Origin of the sequence: Bacillus sp. AFS015802, from assembly GCF_002561455.1 — a bacterium.
Lineage (GTDB): Bacteria > Bacillota > Bacilli > Bacillales > Bacillaceae_B > Rossellomorea.
In genome coordinates, this window is sequence record NZ_NTUP01000007.1 from 52400 (window position 1) to 78634 (window position 26235).

25 protein-coding genes are annotated in these 26235 nt (G+C 42.8%); 8 read left to right on the forward strand and 17 right to left on the reverse strand.

What is annotated here, in order from left to right:
- Nucleotides 1-64: 64 nt before the first annotated feature.
- Nucleotides 65-802: a MerR family transcriptional regulator gene (locus tag CN378_RS04495; RefSeq protein ID WP_098350734.1), complete on the forward strand. Its 738-nt coding sequence runs from the start codon at nucleotides 65-67 to the stop codon at nucleotides 800-802.
- A 52-nt stretch (nucleotides 803-854) separates the two neighbouring features.
- Here the strand turns inward: CN378_RS04495 and CN378_RS04500 are convergent, their stop codons facing one another.
- The gene (locus CN378_RS04500) at nucleotides 855-1325 is read right to left on the reverse strand and encodes a DinB family protein (RefSeq protein ID WP_098350846.1); all 471 of its coding nucleotides are present in this window, start codon (nucleotides 1323-1325) and stop codon (nucleotides 855-857) included.
- Nucleotides 1326-1461: 136 nt separating this feature from the next.
- Between CN378_RS04500 and CN378_RS04505 the strand changes: the two genes are divergently transcribed.
- The 3 genes from CN378_RS04505 (at nucleotide 1462) to CN378_RS04515 (ending at nucleotide 4462) form a co-directional block, all read left to right on the forward strand.
- Nucleotides 1462-2688 (forward strand): hypothetical protein, encoded by a 1227-nt coding sequence (locus tag CN378_RS04505; protein WP_098350735.1) that lies wholly within the window; start codon nucleotides 1462-1464, stop codon nucleotides 2686-2688.
- Between the two features lie 436 nt (nucleotides 2689-3124).
- Nucleotides 3125-3949 carry an alpha/beta fold hydrolase gene (locus tag CN378_RS04510; protein ID WP_098350736.1) on the forward strand — a complete coding sequence of 275 codons (825 nt, stop codon included), beginning with the start codon at nucleotides 3125-3127 and terminating at the stop codon, nucleotides 3947-3949.
- A gap of 141 nt (nucleotides 3950-4090) precedes the next feature.
- Nucleotides 4091-4462 carry a hypothetical protein gene (locus CN378_RS04515; protein WP_098350737.1) on the forward strand — a complete coding sequence of 124 codons (372 nt, stop codon included), beginning with the start codon at nucleotides 4091-4093 and terminating at the stop codon, nucleotides 4460-4462.
- Between the two features lie 179 nt (nucleotides 4463-4641).
- Here CN378_RS04515 and CN378_RS04520 read toward each other — a convergent pair whose 3' ends face one another.
- A complete protein-coding gene (locus tag CN378_RS04520) occupies nucleotides 4642-5712 on the reverse strand; it encodes a cell adhesion domain-containing protein (protein WP_142323569.1) in 1071 nt (356 codons plus the stop codon).
- 320 nt (nucleotides 5713-6032) lie between these two features.
- Nucleotides 6033-6800 carry a 2,3-diphosphoglycerate-dependent phosphoglycerate mutase gene (gene gpmA / locus CN378_RS04525; protein ID WP_098350739.1) on the reverse strand — a complete coding sequence of 256 codons (768 nt, stop codon included), beginning with the start codon at nucleotides 6798-6800 and terminating at the stop codon, nucleotides 6033-6035.
- Nucleotides 6801-6917: 117 nt separating this feature from the next.
- On the opposite strand from gpmA, the gene CN378_RS04530 reads away from it, so the two are divergent.
- On the forward strand, nucleotides 6918-8618 hold the full coding sequence (locus CN378_RS04530; protein ID WP_098350740.1) for a pyruvate oxidase: 1701 nt from the start codon (nucleotides 6918-6920) through the stop codon (nucleotides 8616-8618).
- A gap of 90 nt (nucleotides 8619-8708) precedes the next feature.
- Here the strand turns inward: CN378_RS04530 and CN378_RS04535 are convergent, their stop codons facing one another.
- The 6 genes from CN378_RS04535 to CN378_RS04560 all read right to left on the reverse strand — a co-directional run bounded on the left by CN378_RS04535 (nucleotide 8709) and on the right by CN378_RS04560 (nucleotide 15913).
- The gene (locus CN378_RS04535) at nucleotides 8709-9395 is read right to left on the reverse strand and encodes a response regulator transcription factor (protein ID WP_098350741.1); all 687 of its coding nucleotides are present in this window, start codon (nucleotides 9393-9395) and stop codon (nucleotides 8709-8711) included.
- Nucleotide 9396: 1 nt separating this feature from the next.
- On the reverse strand, nucleotides 9397-10482 hold the full coding sequence (locus CN378_RS04540; RefSeq protein WP_098350742.1) for a sensor histidine kinase: 1086 nt from the start codon (nucleotides 10480-10482) through the stop codon (nucleotides 9397-9399).
- Between the two features lie 195 nt (nucleotides 10483-10677).
- Entirely contained in the window at nucleotides 10678-11199 is a 522-nt protein-coding gene (locus CN378_RS04545; RefSeq protein ID WP_098350743.1) for a hypothetical protein, read from the reverse strand.
- A 274-nt stretch (nucleotides 11200-11473) separates the two neighbouring features.
- Nucleotides 11474-12352 carry an AraC family transcriptional regulator gene (locus CN378_RS04550; RefSeq protein ID WP_098350744.1) on the reverse strand — a complete coding sequence of 293 codons (879 nt, stop codon included), beginning with the start codon at nucleotides 12350-12352 and terminating at the stop codon, nucleotides 11474-11476.
- A 276-nt stretch (nucleotides 12353-12628) separates the two neighbouring features.
- A complete protein-coding gene (gene ppsA, locus CN378_RS04555; RefSeq protein WP_098350745.1) occupies nucleotides 12629-15217 on the reverse strand; it encodes a phosphoenolpyruvate synthase in 2589 nt (862 codons plus the stop codon).
- A gap of 252 nt (nucleotides 15218-15469) precedes the next feature.
- A complete protein-coding gene (locus tag CN378_RS04560; protein WP_257141004.1) occupies nucleotides 15470-15913 on the reverse strand; it encodes an SRPBCC family protein in 444 nt (147 codons plus the stop codon).
- Nucleotides 15914-16261: 348 nt separating this feature from the next.
- Here CN378_RS04560 and CN378_RS04565 point away from each other — a divergent pair, with 348 nt between their 5' ends.
- On the forward strand, nucleotides 16262-17245 hold the full coding sequence (locus tag CN378_RS04565) for a phosphotransferase enzyme family protein (RefSeq protein ID WP_098350746.1): 984 nt from the start codon (nucleotides 16262-16264) through the stop codon (nucleotides 17243-17245).
- 45 nt (nucleotides 17246-17290) lie between these two features.
- Here CN378_RS04565 and CN378_RS04570 read toward each other — a convergent pair whose 3' ends face one another.
- The 5 genes from CN378_RS04570 to CN378_RS04590 form a co-directional block, all read right to left on the reverse strand.
- A complete protein-coding gene (locus CN378_RS04570; protein WP_257141016.1) occupies nucleotides 17291-17716 on the reverse strand; it encodes a ribonuclease FAU-1 family protein in 426 nt (141 codons plus the stop codon).
- 121 nt (nucleotides 17717-17837) lie between these two features.
- Nucleotides 17838-18236, reverse strand: coding sequence for a VOC family protein (locus tag CN378_RS04575; RefSeq protein ID WP_098350748.1), 399 nt, complete (start codon nucleotides 18234-18236; stop codon nucleotides 17838-17840).
- A 60-nt stretch (nucleotides 18237-18296) separates the two neighbouring features.
- A complete protein-coding gene (locus tag CN378_RS04580; RefSeq protein WP_098350749.1) occupies nucleotides 18297-18512 on the reverse strand; it encodes a hypothetical protein in 216 nt (71 codons plus the stop codon).
- A 77-nt stretch (nucleotides 18513-18589) separates the two neighbouring features.
- Entirely contained in the window at nucleotides 18590-18985 is a 396-nt protein-coding gene (locus CN378_RS04585) for a VOC family protein (RefSeq protein WP_098350750.1), read from the reverse strand.
- A gap of 118 nt (nucleotides 18986-19103) precedes the next feature.
- Nucleotides 19104-19538: a hypothetical protein gene (locus tag CN378_RS04590; protein ID WP_142323570.1), complete on the reverse strand. Its 435-nt coding sequence runs from the start codon at nucleotides 19536-19538 to the stop codon at nucleotides 19104-19106.
- A 514-nt stretch (nucleotides 19539-20052) separates the two neighbouring features.
- Between CN378_RS04590 and CN378_RS04595 the strand changes: the two genes are divergently transcribed.
- Nucleotides 20053-23085: an efflux RND transporter permease subunit gene (locus tag CN378_RS04595; RefSeq protein WP_098350752.1), complete on the forward strand. Its 3033-nt coding sequence runs from the start codon at nucleotides 20053-20055 to the stop codon at nucleotides 23083-23085.
- A gap of 175 nt (nucleotides 23086-23260) precedes the next feature.
- Here the strand turns inward: CN378_RS04595 and CN378_RS04600 are convergent, their stop codons facing one another.
- Together CN378_RS04600 and CN378_RS04605 are read right to left on the reverse strand one after the other, a co-directional pair.
- Nucleotides 23261-23686, reverse strand: coding sequence for a VOC family protein (locus CN378_RS04600; RefSeq protein ID WP_098350753.1), 426 nt, complete (start codon nucleotides 23684-23686; stop codon nucleotides 23261-23263).
- A 16-nt stretch (nucleotides 23687-23702) separates the two neighbouring features.
- Complete coding sequence (locus tag CN378_RS04605; RefSeq protein WP_098350847.1) at nucleotides 23703-24512, reverse strand: class I SAM-dependent methyltransferase; 810 nt, start codon at nucleotides 24510-24512, stop codon at nucleotides 23703-23705.
- Between the two features lie 188 nt (nucleotides 24513-24700).
- Between CN378_RS04605 and mraY the strand changes: the two genes are divergently transcribed.
- Nucleotides 24701-25657: a phospho-N-acetylmuramoyl-pentapeptide-transferase gene (gene mraY / locus CN378_RS04610; protein WP_098350754.1), complete on the forward strand. Its 957-nt coding sequence runs from the start codon at nucleotides 24701-24703 to the stop codon at nucleotides 25655-25657.
- A 136-nt stretch (nucleotides 25658-25793) separates the two neighbouring features.
- Here mraY and CN378_RS04615 read toward each other — a convergent pair whose 3' ends face one another.
- On the reverse strand, nucleotides 25794-26228 hold the full coding sequence (locus CN378_RS04615) for a hypothetical protein (protein ID WP_098350755.1): 435 nt from the start codon (nucleotides 26226-26228) through the stop codon (nucleotides 25794-25796).
- Between the last annotated feature and the right edge of the window lie 7 nt (nucleotides 26229-26235).

Genomic DNA, 26235 nt, shown 5'->3' on the forward strand with positions numbered 1-26235 from the left:
AATAATCATCATAAAGTCGGATTGAGACTTTCATGTTTTACATCAATGTTTTGAGGGGGATCTGATGAACTCGCGGATTTATAGAGGAATCGAAATCACCAGGCCATTTAACTTAAGTGCAGACCTGCTGAGAAAATATGAAACGTGGGGATTCATCCCCGATGCCCCAAGAGGCAAAAACAATTATCGCCAATACACCGAAATACATAAACGATTTTTTGAAGCATCACGTCTTATGATGGCTGGCTACTCATGGACAGAAGTAGCGAAAATAATGAGGCTCGTTGTAAACAAGGACCGGGAAGCAGCCATCATCCTAGCAGTGGAGTTCCAGGCAGAACTGGTTAAAAACTATAAAGAAAGCACGTTGGTCTTAGAGCAGCTGCAATCAACGTTAAGCAGTCAGGAAACCATCTCAATCGTGCAAGCAGACGGCCCCGTTACGTACAAAGAGGTGTCAAAGCGATTGAGCCTTCCGATTTCCACGTTAAGGGTGTGGGAACAGCAAGAATTATTTGAAGCCAGCAGAGGAGAAAATAATTACCGCTATTTCAATGGAGCATTGATAAACAAGCTGTTTATCATAAAACTACTTCGATTATCGGGTATGGGATTCGATCAGTGCAGAGAGGTCCTGAAAGGAATGGAAACGAGAAACTATCGAGATATTCTTCCCATCCTTCAAGGACGGATCGTGGACATGAGAGAACAAATGAATAAGGGGTTGAAATCGTTGGGGACGTTGAATGAGTTGGTGATTTATTTAGAGGGGGTAGATTATTTCAGTAAAATGTCTGAGTAAAAAAAGCTGGAGATCAGTATCCGATCTCCAGCTTCTATTCTTCTTATCCCATTCAGCGACGCGACGGCCACGAACCCTGCATCTTCCTCAACTGCATGATTTGCCCCGTGTGATACGCATCATGAAGCATGATATCCAGAAGCTTTTCCTCAAGAGAATCTTCTTCAATCTTCTCCGCAGTTGTTTTACTTATCGCCTCTCTTAAACCGCGATGAGCGTTCTCCGCACGTTCAACGATGGCGTTCCATTCCTCATCATCATTTACTTGTTCTGTCAGGTAAAAGGTATCATTCCCGTCAAGAGGATTCGGCCATTCACGCCCTTCTAATCTGGCCGTCGTTCTCTCTTTGTAGTAAATCAGGTGGTTCACATTTTCCCAAATGGTCTTGGTCGCTTCCCCATCCGGTTTCCAACAAGCTTGTTCTGCCGTGAGCCCTTCAATAGAAGATTTGAGAGGTGCATACCAGCTTTCCTGGTCGTAAGTCGTGTCGAGCATTCGTAAGAGTAAGTCTTTTCGATTCATCATCATATTCCTCCTTCAAAATGATGTTCCACAAATAGTACTTCACCATGGAGGAAAAAACTCCTCTATTTTACGCTACACATAAAGTAAGCAATCCTGGAAAATAGTAAGAGCATATCAGTAAAGGAGAATCACAATGAAAAATGCCCTCATCTTCAGTATCATCCTTACTCTTTTATTCCCAGCAACCTCTTTAGCATCCGTGGAAAATCAGGCAAAAGCTGCTTTTATCAGAAATGGGGATGTGTGGATCTTACAAAATAACCACGAAACACAAATAACGAATTCAGGAAACATTCACTCTCTTCCGCAATGGTCAACCGACGGAACGTTAATCGCCTACCAAGTGGAAGCATCAGCCGAAGGGCAGAATGAGCTGTGGACATACAATCTCAACACACGTGATAAGAAGAAAATTTCATATAACGGTCATGTACCGATATGGGCTCCCCATAAAAACCATCTAGCCTATATAAACAACGGAATTTTAGATATTTCAGACCTCAACCGATTCTACAACATCGCCACCGGGGTCAGTGATTACGCGTGGCTTCCGGACGGCAGTGGATTCCTTCTATCATCATCTGGAACCCTCAACCCGGATGGATGGTCAAGCGCATCTTTGTTTATCAAAAAAGTTGGAGACAACTATGAAGATATTGTTCTTTTTGGGGGAGTGAAGGCTTTTTTCACACTTCCAAGGGAAATCGGGACAAGTGATCAAAACAAACTGATCGCCGTCTATGCCGAAGAGCTGACCTATTCCCCGAGCGGCAAGTGGATTTCTTTTGTTGTGTCCCCGACTGCGTCCTGGTCCATGGACAGTAATATGGTGTGTGTCATTGATAAGGAAGGGAAAAATTTCGAGGTACTGGACGAGATGATCCTGGATGTTGGCCAACCCAAGTGGTCACCATCTACAGATACTTTAGCCTATATCGCAGGCGGCGGGAGAATCGTGTTCGGTTTTAAAAACAAGGATCTTAAGGTAAAGGAAATGCCGGTTTCAGGAACTTATACACCAGCCCACTACGCTGATCTTGATTTTGACTGGATGAACGACAAAGCACTTGTGGTTTCAAGGATTAAGGAACAGGAGTGGACGAACGATTTTAGCAAACATCCTTTACCTGTTCTATACACTCTGAATTTGACTTCGAATAGACAAATTAAAATTACTAGTCCCCCTGAAGGATTCGGCGACTATGCCCCGCAGTACATTCCTTCCATTGATAAGCTCATATGGTTGAGGGGGAGATCCATTATTGACTCGAAAAAGGATTTATGGTTAGGGAATACAGATGGGACTGGAGCTAGTGAATGGCTGCGGAATATCGAGGAGATTGTTTTTTACACAAGCTAATAAGATTTGTGATCTCATGCCTGGGATGTGTCCCCTCTTTCGGAGGATAAAGAATTTCGACATCCCGGCACGATTATTTGAAATCTCGCATGAAAAGTCCAGATCCCGCTTGATTATCTACCATCCGGCATGATTCCTTTCATTTCCCGCATGATTCTGCCGCGAAGGAGATTCGTGAAGCAGAAATCAACTCTCGAACCGGCTATGAGACATGTCCTGGACCCAGCTCCCAATAAAACAGACAATTTTAAGGTCTAAAAAGGGAGTGTTGCATCCAAAATACACCTTAAAATAGGGATATCTCTCCCCTCACACTCAATTTGCTATCTTCATGACCACCAAATCGAACAACTCCCCATAAGCATAGCGGTGTATCCTTTCATTAATCCAGAAAATAACATATACTTTTAATAGATTAGAAGGAGGGGGTTGTTACATGGCTATTTACCATAAAATCATCGGAGAAGGCTTTCCCATCGTGATGGTCCATGGCTGGACGCTCGATCATCAGGCGATGATGCATGCGATGGAACCAAATTTCGAAGACAGAAGCGGATGGAAGAGGATATACATAGACTTACCGGGCATGGGAAAATCGGACGCCGAGCCCTCCATCAAGAATTCCGACGACATGCTGGAAGCAGTTCTTGTATTACTGGACGAGCTGATTCCCGATCAACCTTTCATTGTTTGCGGGTATTCGTATGGCGGCTATATGGCGAGGGGAATCGTAGAGGCTAGACGTGATAGCGTTCGAGGCTTAATGCTCCTGGCCCCTATGGTCATACCCGAAACAGATCAAAGAGAGCTTCCGAAGCAGATCGTCTTGAAAAAGGATCCTGATTTACTATCGAACCTCTCTGCACTGGAAGCGGAAGCCTTTTCGGCGATGGGCGTCGTGCAAGGTCAGAGAGAATGGGAAAGGTTCCGGGATGACATCCTGATGCCTTCCACTCAGACGAATGAAGAGTTTGTAAACAGGATCAGGGAAAATGGATATGGGTTCACTTTTGAATTTTCACATAAACTGGACTATCCAACGTTGATTATAACTGGACGGCAAGACCATGTAGTGGGATATCAGGATGCGTGGCGATTGATTGAGGATTATTCGAGGGCAACATTTGCCGTGCTGGATATGGGGGGGCATAATGTGCAGATTGAGCAGGAGGGTGTGTTCAATTCTTTGGTGCAGAACTGGCTGGACAAGTTTGAATCTGATAAGTCGCTACTGTCGCATGTTCTTCAAAAAGGATGTTAGTGAAGTGGGTTTACCACATAATCACCTATATTCCGCGTAAAGTAATTTATTGTAAATTAATCCCTTTGGTGTATAATTACACCAAAGGGATTTCTGTTCTGAAACACCCTTTATGTTTCAAAACAAAAGGGGTGTGCTTTGATGCAAGCATTTTTTAAAAGAGATTTCATAATTGCCCTTACACTCTTTACCGTTTTTCTTGCTTACTTTTCATACTACGTCTATGTAGATACAGGTAAAAAAGAGCGATATGATGCATTATTCAGCTATTTGACCATGGAAAAAGGATATAAAAAAGCGGATATAGTAAAAATGGAAGCCAGCCATTCCATAGGCGCTCATTTCCTTTCCTATGACCCTTGGAGTATATCAGTCATATTTCAAGATGAGCCAAAGGCCATTTACTATTACCATTATCAAAACGGGGTGGTCAGTCAGGGTGGGATTTCAGGTTATACAAAGAATGAAAGATATAATCATTTTGAGAATGGTCCGTTAGATAAAAGGGAGTGAGTCCTTCGCTTAACGGAAGCGGTCCCAGAACAAGCCCATCACACAAAATAGATCAATAGATCATAAAGGGAAACACAGTAATAAACACTCCTATTAAAAAAAATCTCAAAGAAAGAGCCCACATGTTTTCACATTGGACTCTCGAAACAATTCCCTTTTCACTCGTTGCAGACCGTAGATTAGCGCGCAGTCACCTCGAATTTATCATCAGCAGGATTGGAACTGTACTGTCCTGCATTTTGATACCACCTGTTACTCGAGTTCATCATGGTTTGGATGCGAGTGGTGGCCGTCGCAGCTGATGGGCCGGTCAGGCCTGTGGCCACACCATTCTTAGTTTCCAACGGGGCGGCAGAGCCCATGGAATAGAAATACCAATCACGTGCTGCGCCGTGCTTGCCGACTTGGTCGAGGGCAGAAATATACCAGGGCTTCAGCTCGGCGAACGCCGTCAGCTGGGTCATACCGTTATTACTGTCGCCAATTCCCACATCGGTGATGGCACTTGACTTGTATTGTTCAAATACCACCCCTTTTGTTTTCAGTTGCGTCACGTATTCACGGGAGATTTCCCCGGTCCATTTACCGCCTAAGTAGCTTTTCCCATCTTTTGACCAAAACGGATCCAGGAGAGCCACACGCTTCGGTCTCAAGTTTGATGCCATATTACCGCTATCCACCTGGTCGCTGATTAATTTAGCACCATTTGTCACCATTTGGCTTCCAAGTGAATGTCCTGCAAGTCGGACCTCGTTACCGGTGAAGCCCTGCATGGCTTGTTTATACGTATTAACAAACAACTGAGCCGCTGACACGGTTGGTGATCCTTCTGTGCTGTAAGTTCCGTCTTTTTTGCGCCAACGCATGCCCTTTGGTCCGGAGGTGGACCAAATTTTAGCTTCTGCATCCTTTACTTCACTTTCATCTGCGAGCTGATTCCAGTAAAAGATCCCTATGTTCCATCCTTTTGAAACCCAGTAGTCCACAGTATTTACGTCAGGACCATTTATTGGGTCATTTTGTTTAGGATTGAATGACTCGCGGTTCAAAAATGCGGTTGAGCCATTTTGCCATCCGTGAATATAAATCACGGTGGGCTTGCTTGCATTGAAGTATGGGTTAGTCTGCCCGTCAATGAACTTTTGTGAAACATTTCCCGAACCGAACCAGTAAATACCTGTGTCCAGGGTTTGTCCATCGTAGGCAGCTAAAGTAGGGGCAGGAAACCAAGGCACGATAACAAATAGCAAAATCATACTGATAAAAACCTGACGGAACTTCTTCAAATCATCAACCTCCGAATATCATTTTTGTTACAATATTCAGTATAAGTTAATAATCTGAATTTTCAATACAATGTCACACAAAAAATGTACGCGCTTACAAAAGTAGTCTTATTTAGACAAAATTAGATCTTTTTCACCTAAAATCAATAGTATAAGCTAGCTGGAACATGACTAGTTAATAATAAAAAAATGGCCAGTAGCATGAGCCACTGACCATTTCTCTTTTGTTTATCGTTAATCGTCTTAATAGAACATATCAAGTAACCAGATCCATTCTAATGCCCTTACCCCATCCAATCCCAATTCTCCCTATCATCCAAATCCATATGCCGAGGAATCTTTTCATGAGGCACCTCTCCCTCATCGTCCAAATAGTAATGCCTGATCGGCTTCAAATCGTCATCCAATTCATACACGAGGGGGATGCTGTTGGGAATATTGAGACTGACAATCCCATCATCCGGAATGTGGTCAAGGTATTTCACGAGTGCCCGGAGCGTATTTCCGTGGGCTGAGATGATGACGTGCTGATTGTGCCGAATGCTCGGGACAATCTCTTCATTCCAATAGACCAGGGTCCTTTTTTCAGTATCAAGGAGACTTTCCGAAAATGGCATATTCGACTTTCCTACAGTCGCGTATTTCGGATCGGACAGATTCCCGCGGTGGCCTTCTTCTGAAATCGCCGGTGGACGGACATCGGCAGACCGCCTCCATTCATGCACCTGCTCCTCCCCGAATTTCGCCGTCACTTCATCCTTATCGAGTCCCTGAAGAGCACCATAATGCCGCTCATTTAATCTCCATGATTTATAGACTGGGATCCACACAAGATCCATTTCGTGCAAAGTGATCCATAGTGTTCTGATCGCCCGTTTTAAAACAGATGTATAGGCAACATCAAATACAAACCCGTGCTTCTTCAATACGGCCCCCGCATTTCTTGCCTCGTTGTAACCGTCATCGGTCAAATCCACATCCGTCCAACCGGTAAATCGGTTTTCAAGATTATACTGGCTCTCTCCATGGCGGATCAACACGAGCTTCTTCATCTTCATCACCCCAGGTCGTTTTTTTTCAGTATGTGCATGTTGGATTAGAAATATTGAGTAATTTAGGAAAGATTGTACCAAAATAAGCATAACCAATTTTGGAGAGGAGACGATGTGATGTTTAAACAAAACGCTGGTGAGAAGTTAATTGATCTTTTGATTGAATGGGGAGTCGACCATATTTACGGCATGCCCGGGGACTCCATCAATTCCATTATAGAACCACTTCGAAAAAGACAGGACAAAATCAAATTCATTCAAGTCAGACATGAGGAAGCCGGGGCATTGGCCGCTGCGGCGTATGCAAAATTAACGGGGAAACTGGGTGTTTGCACGGCGATTGCCGGTCCAGGGGCGATCCATCTTCTGAATGGATTATATGATGCGAAGCTTGATAGAGCACCGGTATTGGCCATCACCGGCCAAGTGGAAACGGACCTTTTAGGGACGGACTCTTTCCAAGAAGTCAATCTTGAGAGAATGTTCGATGATGTCGCAGTTTATAACCAGCGCATCATGTCCGCTGAGCAGCTCCCTGCCGTTGTCAATCAGGCCATCCGGACGGCCTATGCAAAAAAAGGAGTATCGGTGCTCACCATCCCGGATGACATCCCCCGCTTTGAAGTGGGAAAAGAAGCCCGTGTGACGGCTCATTTTGCAGTGAAGCAAGAAATTTCCCCGCTCCCTGAGGATTTACAGAGAGCGAAAGAAATCATTGATGGTGCGGAAAAGCCGATCATCCTTGCAGGAAAAGGCGTCCATGGGCATCGGGAAACATTATTATCCTTTGCTGAAAAAGTGGGGGCACCCATCGTGTTGACTCTTCCGGGTAAAGGGGTCATCCCTGATAAGCACCCCTATTGCTTGGGTGGTCTCGGTCTGATCGGGACAAAGCCTTCGTATGAAGCGATGCAGGAAGCCGATATGCTCATGATGATCGGGACTTCATTCCCGTTCACTGGATTTCTGCCTGACAATGCAAAGACCATTCACATTGACATCGATCCTACCCAAATCGGGAAGCGCTACCCGGTTGATGCAGGTCTCGCAGGAGATGCCGCCACTTCCCTCAAGTGGCTGACGGAGCATGTTTCAAGGAAAGAAGATCGTACATTCCTGGAGAAGAATCAGGACAGAACGAACAAATGGTGGGAAAAGTTAGAGGCACAAGAGGAGGACGGATCGGTTCCCCTCAAGCCACAGAGGCTGATTCACGCTCTCAAGGAAGTCGCGTCCGATGACGCCATCCTGTCTGTGGATGTTGGAAACGTCACGGTTTGGATGGCCCGGCACTTCCCTATTACCAATCAGTCCTTCGTCATTTCAAGCTGGCTTGCGACCCTCGGCTGCGGCCTGCCAGGTGCCATCGCCGGTCAAATCGCCCATCCCCATCGGCAGGTATTTGCGATTTGCGGGGACGGCGGATTCGCCATGACAATGGCGGACTTCGTCACAGCGGTCAAATATGACTTACCCATCATCGTCGTGATCCTAAACAATCATAAGATTGCCATGATCAAGTTCGAGCAGGAAGTCATGGGGAATATCGAGTTCGGCACGAACCTTCAGAACCCGGACTTCGCCAAATACGCCGAAGCCTGCGGAGGAGTGGGATACCGGGTCGAACGCCCGGAGGACATCCTGCCATCACTCCAAAAGGCCATCCAACAAAAGAAACCATGCATCATCGACGTAGTCGTCGACGCAGACGAAGCACCAATGCCTGCGAAAATCCAATTCTCCCAGGCTGCCGGCTATACCAAGCACATGCTGAAACAACTATTTGAGGAAGGAAAGTTTGACCTTCCGCCACTATAAGAAAGAGGGACGGACCTTGAAATCGAAGGTCCGTCCCTTACATTTTTCGAGAAACAAGGTCCGTCCCTCTTAATGTTTACGGAATCCAGATTATTTTTTGAAGCGGTATCCGACGCCCCAAATGGTTTCAATAAATTCAGGGGTTGAAGGATCCTGCTCTATTTTCTCTCTGATTTTCCTGATATGAACGGTCACCGTCGTAATGTCTCCCAACGAATCATATCCCCAAATCCGTTCGAATAAGTGTTCTTTACTGAAAACCCTGTCCGGATGGGTCGCGAGGAAAACCAATAAGTCGAACTCCTTGGCGGTAAATGTTTTTTCTTCCTTATCGACGTATACTCTGCGTGAGTCTAAATCGACCACAAGATTCTTAATCTCGATTTCCTTTTTCTTTTCTTCTCGGTTGATTAATTGGTTATATCTGGAAATATGGGCTTTCACCCTGGCCACCAGTTCACTCGGAGTGAACGGTTTTACGATATAATCGTCTGCTCCTCGATCAAATCCCCGGATTTTGTCAATGTCTTCTTTTCTTGCGGTAACCATTAGAATCGGAATGTCCAGAAACTCCCTCAGTTTCTTGCATAACTGTAAACCATCGATGCCCGGCAGCATTAAATCTAACAAAATCAAACTGTAGGAATGCACCCTTGCCAGGTTCAGCCCTTCCTCTCCGGTCGATGCAATATCACTATCAAATCCATTCACCTCTAAATAATCCCTCTCTAATTCAGCAATATCCGTCTCATCTTCTATGATCAATATTTTTTGCACGTTAGTTCACCTTTTTCAATGTAAAATAAATACTCGTCCCCACTCCAGGCTCACTAACTGCCCAAATCTTCCCACCGTGATTTTCAATTATTTTCTTGGCTATCGATAGGCCAAGTCCGGTTCCTCCCGTGGCTGAGTTTCTCGAAACGTCTGTCCGATAGAAGCTGTCAAAGATATAAGGTACATCCTTGGCCGGGATTCCGCTCCCGTTATCTTTGATTTCTACCTGGACTTCACTCTGTTTCTCACTCAGAATGACTTGAATTTCTTTATATGCTTTATCCATATATTTTAAACTGTTTTGTGTAATATTCATGACGACCCTATTTAGTTTTTCCCTATCCGCCTCAACGATATAAGACTCATGATCATCATGATACAGGACAGCTTTCCCTTTCTCTTTTTCAAGCCTTAAAGAAAGTTCTTCAATGTAATCATCAAAATAGTGGTTCAGATTTACCTTCTCAAACATGAACGGCAATTGTTCCAGGTCCAGCTTGGAATAAAGAAACAATTCATCAATGAGAGTGTCCATATCATGAGCATTTTTCTCAATCTTAGACATGTAGCGATTCAATTTCTCAGGAGTACTTGCCACTCCATCTTGAATGCCGCTCACATATCCTTTAATCGATGTTAAAGGTGTTTTTAAATCATGAGAAATACTGGCGATGAGCTCCTCACGATTCAATTCGTATTGCTTTTGAAGAGCTGCTGCTTCCTTCAGTTTAAGGCGCATATCTTCAAAGGTATTCGACAATCGGCCTAACTCATCTTTCTTCTCTGACGCACAGCTATCATCAAGGTTACCTTCACTGATTTTTGTTGCTGCTAATGACAACCTTTTAATAGGCTCTATGATACTCCTGGAAATATAATAGGTCAGTAAGCCGTTGGTGATGACTACTATCAGGATCATTGCCCCAAAACGAAAGCTATTAAAAAATTGTAAGTCTTCTCCTTCCGGCTTCATGCCCATCGCATAAAAAAACAAATATCCAGCAACGAACTCGACCAGGATTAATCCGAGAATGGGAATGACAATCATTCCTATATTCGATAAGATCAGTCTTTTCTTTATGGACATACCATCACCTGCTCCAACTCAAATTCTCCTGTACAAGGAGAGTTTGGGCTGTCAGGATGACCAGACAGCCTCTTCATTCCTATTCCATTATTCGTCCATCTTCTATATAAAATACCCGTTCACATAGATGGAGATAAATTCCCATAATAAAAGGGTGCAATCCGGGAGATCTCAACCGTCCGACGACCCCAGTTTTTATTTATTTAACTCCCTTTGATTAGATTTGTCTGCCGTTAAAAAACAATCATACTTAATAAAGCCAATAAAAATAAACATTGATCCGAAAATATTACAGGCAACTCTGAACCAGTGTACGATTTTGAATTCACGCACGGTCTGTTTTAGAAATTCTACAGAATGAACGTCAGCCCCTTCAATGAACAGAATCTCATTTCTCGGCCACTCGAATAAGATAGAAGCCGCCCCTTCTAATATGATAGCCAGCAGGCTGAGCAGTACCCACTTTCTTGCCGGCTTGATTTTCCACGCTAAGATCGCTGCAAAAACACCAGTGACTATACTTACGAACCCTAATGGTGGAAAGTAGGTATGAGGACTTGCGACTTCCATCCATTCCATCGAGGACTCCAATGTCTCCGGTATGTTGTGAAAGATATTTGGATAGACCATAAATGTATTGAGGAGGATGCTTCCTAAAATGATCCATTGTATCCATAAGTGGGATAAAGTTGAGTAATAGCCTAATTTTTTTATCATGTGATAAACTCCTTTTCATTTTTAATTTTTCATATAAACTTTGAATCATTTACTCAGTGTCCGATTTTTACTGCTGAAACATAATGATTAACCCTCTCCCTCATTCGGTAATATCCTCATCTTAATGAGGAATTCTAAAGCCATTCTTATGTATTTCTTAAGGAATTCTTAAATAAATATCTTATTTAACAACCACCGCATATCCCCCCAAATTTTATTGCCAATTAGAAAAAGACACCCGAAAAGGAGTGTCTTTAACTATAGCTATTTAGAATCATTCAACGTTCTTTTTCTTTACGGGAATCCAAATCTCACTTCTATACTTTGGATCGCCTGTGTCCTTGCTCTCATTCCAAAGAATTTCAGGACCTTCCACTGCTTCATAGCCTGAGGTTGGAAACCATTCCGAGTAGATCCTTCCCCACACTTTTTGAAGTGTATCAGGGAATGGTCCAATGGATTCAAATACTGCCCAGGTACCTGCGTTTATTTTCAATATATCAAATTCTCCTATTTCATCTGAAGTTGCCACACCGATATAATGATCCACCTCTCCCTTTTCTTCCATCCTTCCTTCAGAGAAATTAGTTGAAGCGCTGATGATACTTGTTGGTTCAACGTTAGAAAGTGCTTTTAATTGTTTAATGACCTCAGGTGTTAACAACTCATACATTTTAGCAATCTCCGGATTCACTCCATTAAAGATGATGGGAACCCTCTTCTTGAAGCCCACTAACTTAAACGGTTCCTTTTCTACAATACGATAATTCATTTCGCATCCTCCTCTTATTGTGAGTTGAAAGGTCATTTTAGGATAAGCTTTTAGCGGTGTATTCTCACTTCTTGCTTCAGAAGGAAGAAAGCCATGCATCGAATGAAAGGCCCGGGTGAAGGAATCAGCTGAACGATAGCCGTATTTGACGGCAATATCGATTATTCTCAAATCACTGTCTTTCAAATCAAGGGCAGCCAGCGTCAGTCTTCTTCTCCGGATATATTCTGATAAGCTTATACCTGATAAAAAAGAAAACATCCGTTTAAAATGATACTCTGAACAGTAAGCGATTTTTGATATTTCCTTATAATCAATATCCTCCGTCAGGTGCTCTTCAATGTAAGACAATGCATTATTCATACTGCTTAAAGAATCCATTAAATAACCTCCTTTCTTCATCAATATTAGTAGAGGGGGAGTTAATCCATCCGACAATCTGTGCACAATATAGTCGACATCTTTTAAACATTATATTCCTTCTGGTATCACGTCTCAATAAACTCCTTCAAGCATTCCCGAGGTCATGAATATCTAATCATCCACACCCCTCTGCTTTTCTATTGAGTTGGAGAATCGGCTTATTTACTGGATAGCCCAATGAGTAAGGCGCAATCCAAGTAGGGGATTACGCCTTTTGAGCCGATGGCTTATTCATTACAATATTTCGATATACCCTTCCGTCCCATTCACCCTGATCCTCTGCCCATCTTGTATTCTCTTAGTTGCACGTTCAACGCCGACGACAGCCGGCAGTCCATATTCCCGTGCAATGACGGCCCCATGGGTCATCAGTCCGCCAACCTCTGTGACTAATCCTTTGATGGATACAAATAAAGGTGTCCAGCTCGGATCAGTAAACGTGGTGACCAGTATATCTCCCTCTTCCAAATCCGCGTTTTCCATATTGATAATCACACGCGCCCGTCCCTCTATCACTCCTGATGAGACAGCCAAACCGGCTATGGCACCTGCAGGCAGATCATCCTGCTTGTATTCACCGGTGATGATTTCTCCGTCCGACGTGATTACCCGTGGCGGCGTTAGTTTTTCATAAAAGTAGTACTCTTCTTTTCGCTTACAGATGAGATCGTCTTCCCGTTCCTGGGTTCTCACCAAGTCCTTCAATTCTTCAAATGTAAGATAGAAAATGTCCTCTTTTTCTTGAAGAATATTCTGGTGGACAAGCCGTTCAGCTTCTTTTAATAATGCCTGCTTATAAACAAAGTAGCGGTGGATCATACCGTATTTCGGATATTCACGGTAACCGGTGAAATGCCTGATGATGTCGATCCTTCTTTTCGTCTCTTTTACCTTTTGTTCGCCATCTGGTAATGAGCTTAATCGCTCCAGTAATTCTCGTTCTTTTTCTAACGCTTCCAGACGCCCTTTCTCAAATTTACGTTTGCTCTCCTGCGGTTCAAACTGTTGGATGTTCCTGAGGATCATTGGGACAATGATTGTTGGCTTTTCACTCCAGCGCACTCTCGAAATATCGATTTCTCCGCTGCATCTCATCCCATAATTCGAGAGAAAGTCTTCGATAGCTTCCCTGGCTTCCTTTCCACCCTTGACTTTCACCAGTTTATCCAGGAAATGGTCGTCTTTTACCTGGTGCAAATAATCGATGACTGCCTGATGCGGACGTATAACATCGGCTACGTCCATCAATGCCAAGCCCATATCGGAAGTGATATTATTCGGGACCGATTGAGACAGTGTATCTGCCACATTTTTTTCTCCCAACCACTCGTACATATGGTCATTGATCCAGAATAAAGCATCCATCGCAGCCATGATCACCCGGGAACTTTGCGGATCAAATAGAATCCTCTTTAATTCCTTCATATCTTCTAAGATAAAATTGATTAACTCCGATCCCTTTTTCAAATGAATCGTTTGTTTCAACTGTTCAATCGAGGACTCACTTTTCTTAATGAGTTCCGCAACGATGGCAGGATCGGGGGCGATTGGATCCACTTTTGCCTTTGCTTGAGCAGGCTTCCCTTCATCCTCTACCGTTTTGATGAAACCTTCCCGCTCTACAATCGTTGTGAGAGCATCTTTTATAAGTGGTTCGGATTTCCCCATTAATTCGATGAACGAATGTCTCATGGCAGGGGATGCCAACCGAGGTGTGCAATCCACGAACAATCTTCCACCGGCGACTTTCATCGGTGCAGGGGTCGTCAACAGGAAAAAGGATAACCCGAGGGGCTTCATGGCATCCGTCATCATTTGTTGATGGCCCACGGATAAATACACTCGATTCGGCCCATCAACCACTTCTGGAATCGGATATAAGGTGGTGATCGGCCTACTTTGCACAATGTAAAAGGTGCCATCTTCCAAACACCATTCAATATCTTGAGGACAGTCAAAATGCGCTTCAATCTTTCTACCGATTCGGGAGAGTTCTATAACCTGTTCATCCGTAAGGGCCGCTGTCTTTTGCTGGTCCAGAGGGACATGCTTCGTTTCCGTCCCTCCCCCGTTCACTCCATAGATCGCCAATTTCTTCGTTGCAATCTTCTTATCTATGATCATGCCGTCCTGAATTTTATAGGAATCTGGTGAAACCAAGCCGGACACCAACGCTTCTCCAAGACCAAAACCTGCGTCAATAGACAATACCTTCCGATTGGAACTAACCGGGTCAGCCGTAAACAGAATTCCTGAAACCTGCGGGGATACCATCCTCTGAACGATAACTGAAATGTGAACTTGCCTGTGATCTACCCCATTCTGCATGCGGTAAATGACGGCGCGATCCGTAAAAAGGGAAGCCCAGCACTTGCGGATATGGTCCAGGATGGCATCCTTGCCGATCACATGAAGGTACGAATCCTGCTGCCCGGCAAAAGAGGCATGTGGCAAATCCTCAGCCGTTGCGCTTGAACGCACCGCGTATGCATGTTCCTCGCCAAACCTAGAGTGATAGTAAGTAACAGCTTCCACTACATCGGAAGGAATCGTTACATTCAAGAGGACATCCCGTATCTCCTTGCTGACTTCCCCAATTTGATTCCGATCTTCGGGTTTAAGCTTGGATAACCTCGCCAGCAATGTGTGATACGTCTCATTCTGTTCAATCGCTCTTTGAAATCCCACCGTCGTCACACTGAATCCGTCCGGAACTTGAATTCCTTGAATCTTTGATAACGCCCCCAGATTCAACCCCTTTCCACCTACTAGCGAAAGCTTCGACTGTTCCATTTCTTGAATACTGAGAACCACTGAATTCATACTGCCACTCCCCTATCCATCAATGTTATTTGATTTTAGCAGTAGTACATGGGAAGAAACAGTCTATAATACGTTTTTTTAGCGTGGTATAATGAGAGTAGGAAGAGACGTTTGGTTTGTAGAAAACCTACGAATAAAGATGATAAAAGCTCAGAGATAATTGCTCTGAGCTTCTTTAAATTCAACTTCATATTGGTCATTCTGCTAAAAGCTTTATCCTTCCTTTACACTTCATTTACATTAACTCAAACCTTACTTAACAAGCGATGCCCTAAGGTTCACACCATACTCCATGTACCCTTTCAAGCATGTTAGCATATATACCCAGCCTTCTTTATTATCCACTAATTCGTTGATAACCTTTTCATTGTTCTCGTCGAAGCCTTCTTCTTTAACCCCTACCATTGTGCTGCCTGTCTCTTCTTGAGTAAAGGATATGGTGACTTTATGGTTTCCTGCCCACTCGAAAACAATCTTCTTTTCTTCTTGGATTTCTACTATATGTATATCACCTTGAGCGTCATACTCTTCATACCTTAACGTAACCGTCTTTCCTTCCTCCCACCTTTCAGAGCTTGAAGAGAACCAGAAGTTCCCTATCATTTCGGGATCAACAAACGCCTTGAAGATTTCATGTGCCGGCTTTTGAATTTTCATTTGAGTGATATTATACATAATCCATCTACTCGCTTTCATTTTATTTAACACTCATTATACATCAGACTCCCCCATTCGAAATCCCTTGATTTGCCAATCTTGAAAATGGTATAATTTTCTTATCAATAACGAAGGGAGTGAGATGACGCAATGACTAATTTCATGAAGATAACCTTGGAGAATGATACGGATTGCCCTCTCACTCATACGGATACATTTTGAAAAAAGAATGAGAATGGCAGTATTGGCTTGTAATGATAAACGAAATCTTTAGCCACAGGGTTATTTTATATACCCTGTGGCTTTTTATATTTCGTTTTTTACCAGGAATATCATCTCCAGTTATTCTTCTCAAATTACCTAACAAAATGAGGAGTTGACTGTTTTATGTTGAAGCTGAAATACCTTTTTAACAATGAGGACCTGGCAGAGATGTTGTTAAGACATTGGGAATGTGATGGACAATCACCAGAATTGTTCACAACCTACAGGATCTCATCGAATGCTACTTATTCCTTTCAATTCAGAGATAAGACGCAGTTTCTGAGATTTACGCCAACATCAGAGAAGTGCCGGGAAAATCTTCTTGCGGAACTTGATTTTATTTCTTATCTTCGTTCAAAGGAGTATGGCGCACTAGAAACGGTGGGTTCAAAAAGTGGAAATGAGCTTATGGAAGTTCAAACACCATGGGGGGAATACTATGCTTCCATGTTCAAACAGGTACCAGGTGTACCAATTAGCGAGACTGATCTAAATGATCATATAATTTTCAGTTATGGAAAATCATTAGGCAAACTTCATCGGTTGTCCAATGAGTATCAACCTGTTCAATCCAAGCGGTGGTCCTTTAGCGATGTACTAACTTCCATTGAGTCGATTCTGATTGATCTTCCACATGAAACATTGGCATTAAAGGAGACAAAGTTATTACAAGATTATTTTCAGACCATTCCTAAGTCCAAGAGCAATTTTGGATTGATTCATTATGATTTTGAATACGACAATGTATTTTATGATGCAGAATCTCAATCTTGTTATGTCATAGATTTTGACGATGCGATGTATCATTGGTATGTGATGGACATTGAACAGACACTTGATAGTTTGCAAGATTGCATTCTGCCTGAATTGTTTCAGGGGAAAAAAGAATGTTTTCTGGATGGGTATCGAACCGAATATGAAATCGAGGATGATATGATGGCACTACGGCCGGTTTTCAGAAGGTTTGCCGATTTATATGGGTATGTACGTATCTTAAGATCAACAGAAGATCAGTGGAACCATGAACCGGACTGGTTAGTAGGCTTGAGAGGAAGGTTAATGGAGGCAATGAAGAATAAATCGAAGTGTTTTGGAATGGATTTATAACATAAAAAGGGTGTCTGGCTCAAGGTTCAGACACCTTTACTCTGTCTACTTAAGTTTGATCTCCAACATACTTTTATGTTCTTGAGCCAGTGTCATTAATCTAAACTCATCATTATCTAACTGTCTCATAATTTCTTTAACTTCATTATGTGCTATATCATATTTCTTCTTTGAGATAGTTCCACTTTCATACGCCTGTTCCAGTTCATCCTCATCCAATACAAAGATCTCACCTGATGGCAGAACCACAATATCCAAGTAGAGATCATCCATCCACGGAACACCGTCCTCCACTCCATTTTCCAGGCATATATCTATGTACCACTGAACGATCTCCCCATTTGCATCAAACATGGTAGTCACGGAATGATGTTTACCCAATGGAAAGTGTTGAAGCCACATATAACCGTTATCAACGATGCATATATCTTTTTCTCCATACCGGGTGGTTAATGGCTCCTTCACTTCCACTGTATTCAACAGAGTGATATTCCCTTGGAATTCCTTCGTGTGAAGATGTGTTTGAGCATATTTCCTTTGTTCTACTCTCTTCCAATCAGCACGGTTTCCATATTTTCTTTTGAGCATAAGATCAATTAGGCAAATTCAGCTGCCACGAAACACCAAAACGGTCATTCAGCCAGCCAAATTTCTTACTGAAACCGTAATCTCCAAGTGGCATGAGTGCTTGACCACCTTCATTCAGTTTCTCATAGATCGTCTCGAGTTCTTCTTCCGTATCACAAGTTAAAAAAATGGAGAAAGAAGGTGTGAAATCAAACTGATGCTTCACATTACTGTCAATGCACATAAATTCCTGGCCCTTCAACCTAAAAGTAGCCTGCATGACCGTTCCTTCATCTCCACTTTCATTTGCGCCATATCGAGCAATATTGGTAATGGATGAATCTTCTATCAAAGATGTGTAGAAGTTCATTGCTTCTTCAGCATTTCCGTTTTGAAACATTAAGAATGGCGTGACTTTTTTCATTGTTGATCTACTCCTTTTAACAACTGTTTTCTACAGTATAATTAAATATAAATGGTATTTCTAATCTGGTTTATTAGCCAACCCTAAAAGTTCTGCAACGATATCAGCGCTCCCTGGAGTAAACATAAAAATAGATAACCCAATTAACACCGCACCCATAATTCCAAAAAGAAATACCCTTGGCTTTAAGAATGAACCCTGCTTAAACGCCTGCAAACCTGCTCTAAATACGAGAAAAACGCCAATAAAAAGAAGTGCAAAATAATAAACTCCCACTAGATCACCCCGTTCTTTTTTTTAACCACAAATCAGAACCATAACCTCTGATTTCTTACAGAATTCCATTGCCTGGATCAGTTACGATCATTCTTTACTTTCATACCAAATGCTATCCATCTTCCGTCTATATCTTCAACCAGGAATTCTTTATTATGGTAATCTGTACTATGTAACGGACGGACAATGTTAACTTTTGAGAGAATGAACTCTTCCTGGAGTTGTTCTTGATTTTTGGTGATAAAGTAAGCGTCATACCCGTAGCCATATAACTCCCTATTCGGAATCACTTTTTGTCCATTCGAGTTAGTTAAGATTATTTCTGTTGTATCCCGATATAAACAAATATGTGGTTCAATGGCATCCATATAATATACAGCCTTAAACCCCATTTTCTGTTCGTAAAATTCAGCAGTTTCTTCCGGATTAGGCGTTGGGAATATACAGTGCGACGCTACTAACAGATTGGTCATTTTCCTCTCTCCATTTCAATATACCAATTATTTCAAATTAAACCATCATATTCAAGACAAATCTTTCCACTCCATAAACCCATTTCCTTTCAATTGTCACCAATATTCTGTGGTTTAACTACTCACTCGTCTCTAGAAGCTCCCTCGTTTTAGAGTCATAAATTTTATAACTAATTTCAAACGCATGATCCTTTGTCACAGTAAGCTCACAATCATACGGAACGGTCCTTCCATAGGAATCCAAGTCCGGGATATCTAGAAAATAAAATACATCGGATGATTCAATCATTTTAAATGCTGCTTCATTGGACCGTCCCGCTGAATCTATTTCGATGGTACATCGCCCTTTTACAACATCGTACTCTTTAAAGATCATATATTTTAAACTTGGGAGAGTGATAACCAGCAGCAGGCCACTCAATAATAAGGAAAGAATAGCTTTAAATGTATTCGAAATGGAAAATTCTTTTTCCTTAAACATATAAACCAACCAAAAAAGACCGACCAATAATAACACTCCGCTTATCGTCACCATAGCATAATACATTTGCACCCTCTGCAGCCTCATTCCCAAGTTGAAAGTAATTTCATTTCTATTACTCAGTTTAATATATTTACGTAAAAATACATCAAAAAGTTTCGAGAACCTATATCTAAATATAGATCCCTTCGAAAGTACTTCCCTCTGCACGTTCAGTATCATTTTCCTCAATCAAAAGTCCCATCCACAAAACCGTTTGAGCTGAATCACCACTTTAATATTTGTATTTTCTTCCACAAAAACATTCCATAATATTCCTGTTCGTACTATAATTCTATAGTGTAACAAGCCTTTACTTACAAGGAACACAGTCCTTCCCTATTTTAAAATAAATGTAACATTTTTTAAGAATACCGGGCTCTGTTCCACAGTAAAATGAATTTTGTGACCATTTGTTGGAAAAGGAGGTTGAAATCCGCCTCAAGACCTAGGCGAATATTAGCCTGGAGGTGGCTGTGATGCCGTTCGTATTACAGTATCTTTAAAAAGAAGATTCAAAGCTAAATCAGTATTAGGGGGGAAACACATGCAAGCTTTAACCAATTGGGTATTCCGCAATAAGGCAGCCATGACACTATTTATCATCATCACATTGCTTCTCGGCATCATAAGTTATTTCCGTCTGCCTATGGAATTCCTGCCTGAAGCGGATAATCCACAAGTGACAGTCGTCACCCTGGGACAGGGGTATGACGCCGGATCCATGACAACGAACATCACAGAGCCTGTGGAACAGGCAGTGACATCGATATCAGGAAAAACATCGATTCTGTCCACGACTGGGGAAGGGTATTCCCAGGTAACCATCAACTTTGATTCAAAAAGCGACATGAAGGAGGCCAAAAACAAGGTCGAAGAGGCCATTAAAGGAATCCAGCTTCCTGAGGGAGTCGGGCAGCCGCAAATCTCCCAGCTGAATACCTCGATGATTCCGATCAGTCAAGTCTCGGTGACATTTGATGACGGCTTGACGAAAAAGAATCTTGATCTCGTCAATGATGAGTTCAAGCCGCTCTTTGAAAATAAGGGCTCTCTGTCTCAGGTAAGCATTGCTGGAGAAAACAGCCCACGGGTCCAAATCAATCTTGATCACGACAAACTGGAGAAGTTACATATCCCGGTTAACGCCGTGATGGGTGTGCTGCAAGGGCAGGATGTTTCCGCCTCTGCCGGGAGCACCACGATTGACGGTCAGAAGAGTACCATCAACGTCACGGACAATCTGACTTCCGTTGACGCGTTGAAGAACTTGCCGGTTCCTTTGCAAGTCCCGAACGCTCCTGTCGTCCAATTGAAAGACATCGCCACCGTTGAAAAAGTGAAACCCGAAAACACCATTACCCGTGTAAATGGGAAAGAAGCCTTGGCATTCGTCCTGTTCAAAGAGAGCGATGCCAGTGCCGTTACGGCTGGAGAAGATGTAAAGGATACGGTAGATCAAATCAATAAGGACTATGATGGTGTCGAGGCAACTGCACTGTTTACCACTGGTGATATGGTGGAGAACTCGGTCAACACGATGGTTCGTGAAGTAGCTTTAGGTGCTCTTTTCGCAACCCTTGTCATTCTGTTATTCCTAAGAAAGTTCAAGCCAACACTGATTACCGTCGTGTCCATTCCATTATCACTCTGTATCACGCTATTCCTGCTCTGGTTATCCGGAGTCACCTTGAACATCCTGACACTGGGAGGGGTCGCGGTGGCCGTCGGTAGACTGGTCGATGACAGCATCGTCGTCGTCGAGAATATTTTCCGGCGCAGCCAGAATGAGAAGCTGTCCAAGCAGAATGTACTGTTTGCGACAAAGGAAGTTTCCCGTGCGATTACGTCATCCACCCTTATTACGGTGGCCGTATTCCTGCCGATGGGACTCGTCAACGGATCGTTGAAAGCGTTCCTGCTTCCATTCGGTTTGACTGTTACGTATTCATTGCTCGCATCTCTGCTTGTAGCCGTTACGGTCGTGCCATTATTAAGCAGAGGTATGTTAAAAAATACAACCTTGCCAAAACACAACACGCCACACCGCTATGTAAATGTGCTGCGCTGGTCACTCAATCATAAATGGATTCCCATCCTGTTGGCCATTCTTGTATTCGGGGGATCCATCGCTCTTTATATCACGTTACCGAAAGCAGCAACGACTGCGAATGATGCCTCTTTTGTAGCCGTCACCATGGAGTTTCCGAGTGATACACCAGAAGACACGATTAAAGAGCGCACCATGGAATTCGAAGAAACGCTATCAGGATTTAAAGGGTACGATTACTTGATCACCCAGTACGGTGCAAGTGAAGAAAATGCCCAATACGGAGCCGTGAGTGATCCAGACAAGGCGGTCTACACCGTTATCTTGGAAGAAGGAACCGATGCGGAATCCTTCATTAAAAAAGTAAATGACACAAAAAAGAATGAAAAAGATGTGAAGATTACAGCATCTCCATCGTCCATCTTCGGAGGCTCGTCCAACTCCAGCATCACCTATGATGTCGTTGGAAATGACACCAATGAACTTCTGACTACATCCAAAACCATCATGGATAAGATCAAAGATGTAGACGGAGTGAAAAAAGTATCAAGCAACCAGGAGAAAACGTCACCTGTCTTCACCGTGAACGTCAACACGGAGAAAGCGAATGCCCAGCAAACGGCCATGCAAATCCGATCATTACTGAACCCGCAGCCGATCGGGACCATCAATTTGGATGATGTAACGACGCCTGTATTTCTGGACGCAGGCGTCAACCCTGAATCAACGTCAGATTTGAAAGACTTGACGATTGCCACAAACTCAGGCATCCAGCCTCTTACGGAGGTCGCTTCCATCACGGAAGAAGAAAAACCAAGTACCGTCCTGCATAAAGATGGTGATTTATATGTTCGAATTACGGCAGAGGTAAAACCTGAAGAGCTTTCGGTCATTTCGAAGAATATCGATACCGAAATCAAGGATATCGACCTGCCAAAAGGCGTTTCCCTTGATACTGGCGGTGCCGCTGCCCAGCAGGCCGACGACTTTAAGGACCTTGGCATGACGATGCTTGCTTCCATCATGATCGTCTATCTGATCATGGTCCTGACCTTTAAGACGTTGAAAGCACCACTTGCGATTCTCATTACGCTGCCACTCGCCTCAATCGGGGCTGTCCTCGGACTGCTCATTGCCCGGGTCCCTGCAGACGCAACGGCCCTGATTGGAGCGTTGATGCTGATCGGTATTGTTGTGACAAACGCCATCGTCTTGATCGACCGCGTGAAGCAGAACGAGGAAACGATGATCATACGTGATGCCATTCTGGAAGCGTGCGGTACCCGTCTCCGTCCAGTTGTCATGACGGCGATCGCCACCATCTGTGCCATGCTTCCGCTTCTCTTCGGTCACACGGAAGATGGCAGTCTCGTATCGAAATCGCTGGCCGTTGTGGTCATCGGAGGTCTTGCCGGTGCCACGGTGCTGACGCTTGTGGTAGTTCCTGTATTTTATGAATTGCTGTATTTCAGGAAGTCAAAGCGCCAACGTGCTCAGCAGTTGGAAAGTGAGGAGAAGGTCGCTCAGTAATTTTAAAACTGGGGATTATTATGAAAAGGTGCTTATCCTGTCTGGATAAGCACCTTTTTTGGTGGGTTGAAGAAATCTCGATTTCCATTTAGACCCGTGGTTTATTCAGCTGCTGAACCTAGAACTCTACCCCATAAAAAAACCACACCCATCAGATGTGGCACACCCATCTATATCACTTTGATTCCGAAATCAAATACTTCTCCCTGAAAGTCGGACTAAGTTCACTCCACACATCGAACTTATTACCATCCACATCATAAAAAATAAAATTCCTTCCGGTGTGACCTCGGTCCACAATCTCTCCAACCTTCATCCCGCGACGAATAAAATCACCGCGCACATTTTCCAGAGCTTCTAACCCATCCACTTCAAATGTTAACGAAAAGCGTTCCTTACCATGGACATCTATAAAGTTAGCACTCTCGTTTTCTTTTGATTTCACAAGAAAGATACTCTGGTTGGCGAGATTCAAAATGGCTTTATCTTCATCCCTGTAGTTTAATTCTGCATCCAATTTGGTGACGTACCACTCCGAAGAAAGTTCCACGTCAGCCACTGGAATATATGTAGTTCCGACCCTTAACAATTTTTTGTTCATCTTTGATCCCTCCGTTTTATTTTTTCCGGCCAATGTAAAGCAAGTGAGAAGAAATGCCAAGGATATAAGGATCTGTTGCTCTTTCGATAATCAAATCTATGATTTTCCTTACTTCTTCTTCGCCTTTTTCCCTCCAGTAATCCCAATTGCCTTGATTCAACACAGTGCCTGCATTGGAACCGATCAGTTCGATTGTTTCAAATCCGTTTGCTTCCATAAAAGGATTGATGTCTTCTATTTCAAAATAATATGCCCCGGTAAATCGCCCTTCATCTGCGTGATGAAAGCAGCCTGATTGGGAAAATTGCAGTATGTTATCCATCTCATCATGGGGCTTCCAATTGTCAGGAGATAGGAGAGATGTGAGGATATGTCTGATCCGCGGCATAAACGCAACAAAGACCAGCCCATCCTTTTTGGTCACCCTATTTAATTCTTTCACTGCCCTTATACGGTCGTTTTCTTCCTGCAGATGGTACATGGGACCAAGCATGAGGGAAGAGTCGAACTGTTCATCTTCGAGCATGTGAAGGTATCTGGCATCTGCTGCATGAAACCCTTCAAAGTGTTCTTCTAAATGAAGTTCCTTTGCTTTCCCTTTGGCAATATCAACTAATCGTGGGGTCAGATCGGTCAGTGTCACCCTATAGCCAGCTTTGGCAAGTTCCATTGAATATTTCCCGGGTCCCGCTCCATTATCAAGAACGGATCCTGTACCGGGCAAATATTTTCTCATGTAATGCCAATTCACCTGAAATTCAACAGGTTCACGTTCAAGTCTTCCCCATTCATCAAAATGATTGTAATACTCAATAATCTTACTCAGCATTCCCACCTACCTTCCACTTTTTACCTAATAGATTCGATGCAATTTATGTCAAATCCTGCCTACTGCCTACTTTTTTTAAAAATCAGCCCTTGATTGATTTACTTATTATGGATTTGATTAGAGGATATCCACACTCTTCATAGAACTTATGTATAGACAATTAAATAGAATAGGAGAAGATACGAGTGAGAGATCAATTAATCCCGGCCATTATTGCTTTTGTTTTAGTCGCAGCTTTATCCCCTCTGTTCATTGCACTCTTACGAAAATTAAAGCTTCTGCAACCGATACGAAAAGAGCTTCCTTCCAATCATCAAATAAAAAAAGGTACACCGTTAATGTTTGGAATCATTCTCTTTATCGGAATTATCGTATCCTTATTTTTTTCACCTACGCCCCTGATGTTCTTCTTGGCCATTACCTATATTCTATTCAGCTTCATTGGCTTTTTGGATGATTTTTGGAAAGCGTCTCGTCAAGATCCCGGAGGTGTCTCAAGTAGAACGAAGCTTATCTTCCAGTTTCTATTTACGGGTACCCTGCTTTACTACTTGATGAATGAACAAGGAATAGATACGACCATTGGCATCTATCAAGATTTATCTATTAATCTTCCAATGGCCTTGTATCTCATTGTGATCACCTTATTTGTCGTCGGTTCTGCCAATGCCATTAATTTTACAGACGGCTTGGACGGGCTGTTAGGGGTCGTCGCCATCCCTACATACTTTTTCTTTTTCATGATTTCAGATACAAGCGAGGTTAAACTATTCTGTTTAATCATGATCGGCTGCTTACTCGGATTCCTGATTTACAATATCTTTCCGGCAAAAGCGTTTATGGGCGATACGGGGTCACTTGCGATTGGGGGGTCCCTTTCCTTCCTGGCCATCATTGAGAAAGTGGAGATTCTCATTCCCTTATTGTTCTTTATCTATTTTGCAGAACAACTGTCGGTCATATTGCAAGTGGCCTCGTTTAAAACAACAGGCAAACGGATCTTCAGGTTTACCCCGATTCATTATCACTATGGTTTAAAATATGGGTGGTCTGAAACCACTATTGTCACCGTCTTTGGGTTTGTTTCGTGGATTTGTACATTTATCTGTTTTGCTTATTGGAAGTTTGTTCTCCTTCCATAAGGATTGGGACATAAGAATACAATAAAAAATCCGGACGAATTCGATTACCATCTAAGCATCTCGAATGATCGTTCGGATTTTCTTTAGGTAGTAGATTTAAAATAGACACATTACATCTCGAAAAGCCACTCTCTATCTACTTACTCTGGGAATCAATTGACTGTAATGCTTCAGATAATTCACTCTGAATCTTTTCATCCTCACTAATGTAAAACACCAATACGTTTTGGATTCCGTAAACCTGATAGTCTACTAATTCATATGTTGCTGTTAGCTCTTCGAACCTTTGAATTCCTTTGCCACGATCACTGGCTGAAGAAAAAATATAAATGGATAATGTGTCACCCTTCAAATTAAATACCTCTGGGGTAACACCATTTAGTTTTTGGGTAAAGACGTTCTCTTTTGGCAAATCAGATGATTCTTCTAATTCGTATCCTTGGTCTGTGATGGCATTTGTTATTTCTTTCAGAGTTAACTGATTGATTTTGGGAGAGAGTTCTTTTTCCTCTGATTGGCTGCAGGCACATAATAAAAATATGCATAGTATGGAGATTAATTGTTTTTTCATTTCCTTA

Coding starts and splice junctions, on each gene's coding strand:
- CN378_RS04545 (WP_098350743.1), bottom strand. CDS start 11,199: ATGATAAAAAAATTAGGCTATTACTCAACTTTATCCCACTTATGGATA.
- ppsA (WP_098350745.1), bottom strand. CDS start 15,217: ATGAATTCAGTGGTTCTCAGTATTCAAGAAATGGAACAGTCGAAGCTT.
- CN378_RS04550 (WP_098350744.1), bottom strand. CDS start 12,352: ATGGATTCTTTAAGCAGTATGAATAATGCATTGTCTTACATTGAAGAG.
- CN378_RS04510 (WP_098350736.1), top strand. CDS start 3,125: ATGGCTATTTACCATAAAATCATCGGAGAAGGCTTTCCCATCGTGATG.
- CN378_RS04500 (WP_098350846.1), bottom strand. CDS start 1,325: ATGAATCGAAAAGACTTACTCTTACGAATGCTCGACACGACTTACGAC.
- CN378_RS04575 (WP_098350748.1), bottom strand. CDS start 18,236: ATGAAAAAAGTCACGCCATTCTTAATGTTTCAAAACGGAAATGCTGAA.
- CN378_RS04565 (WP_098350746.1), top strand. CDS start 16,262: ATGTTGAAGCTGAAATACCTTTTTAACAATGAGGACCTGGCAGAGATG.
- CN378_RS04560 (WP_257141004.1), bottom strand. CDS start 15,913: ATGAAAGCGAGTAGATGGATTATGTATAATATCACTCAAATGAAAATT.
- CN378_RS04495 (WP_098350734.1), top strand. CDS start 65: ATGAACTCGCGGATTTATAGAGGAATCGAAATCACCAGGCCATTTAAC.
- CN378_RS04530 (WP_098350740.1), top strand. CDS start 6,918: ATGTTTAAACAAAACGCTGGTGAGAAGTTAATTGATCTTTTGATTGAA.
- CN378_RS04595 (WP_098350752.1), top strand. CDS start 20,053: ATGCAAGCTTTAACCAATTGGGTATTCCGCAATAAGGCAGCCATGACA.
- CN378_RS04585 (WP_098350750.1), bottom strand. CDS start 18,985: ATGACCAATCTGTTAGTAGCGTCGCACTGTATATTCCCAACGCCTAAT.
- CN378_RS04505 (WP_098350735.1), top strand. CDS start 1,462: ATGAAAAATGCCCTCATCTTCAGTATCATCCTTACTCTTTTATTCCCA.
- CN378_RS04615 (WP_098350755.1), bottom strand. CDS start 26,228: ATGAAAAAACAATTAATCTCCATACTATGCATATTTTTATTATGTGCC.
- CN378_RS04600 (WP_098350753.1), bottom strand. CDS start 23,686: ATGAACAAAAAATTGTTAAGGGTCGGAACTACATATATTCCAGTGGCT.
- CN378_RS04515 (WP_098350737.1), top strand. CDS start 4,091: ATGCAAGCATTTTTTAAAAGAGATTTCATAATTGCCCTTACACTCTTT.
- CN378_RS04540 (WP_098350742.1), bottom strand. CDS start 10,482: ATGTCCATAAAGAAAAGACTGATCTTATCGAATATAGGAATGATTGTC.
- gpmA (WP_098350739.1), bottom strand. CDS start 6,800: ATGAAGAAGCTCGTGTTGATCCGCCATGGAGAGAGCCAGTATAATCTT.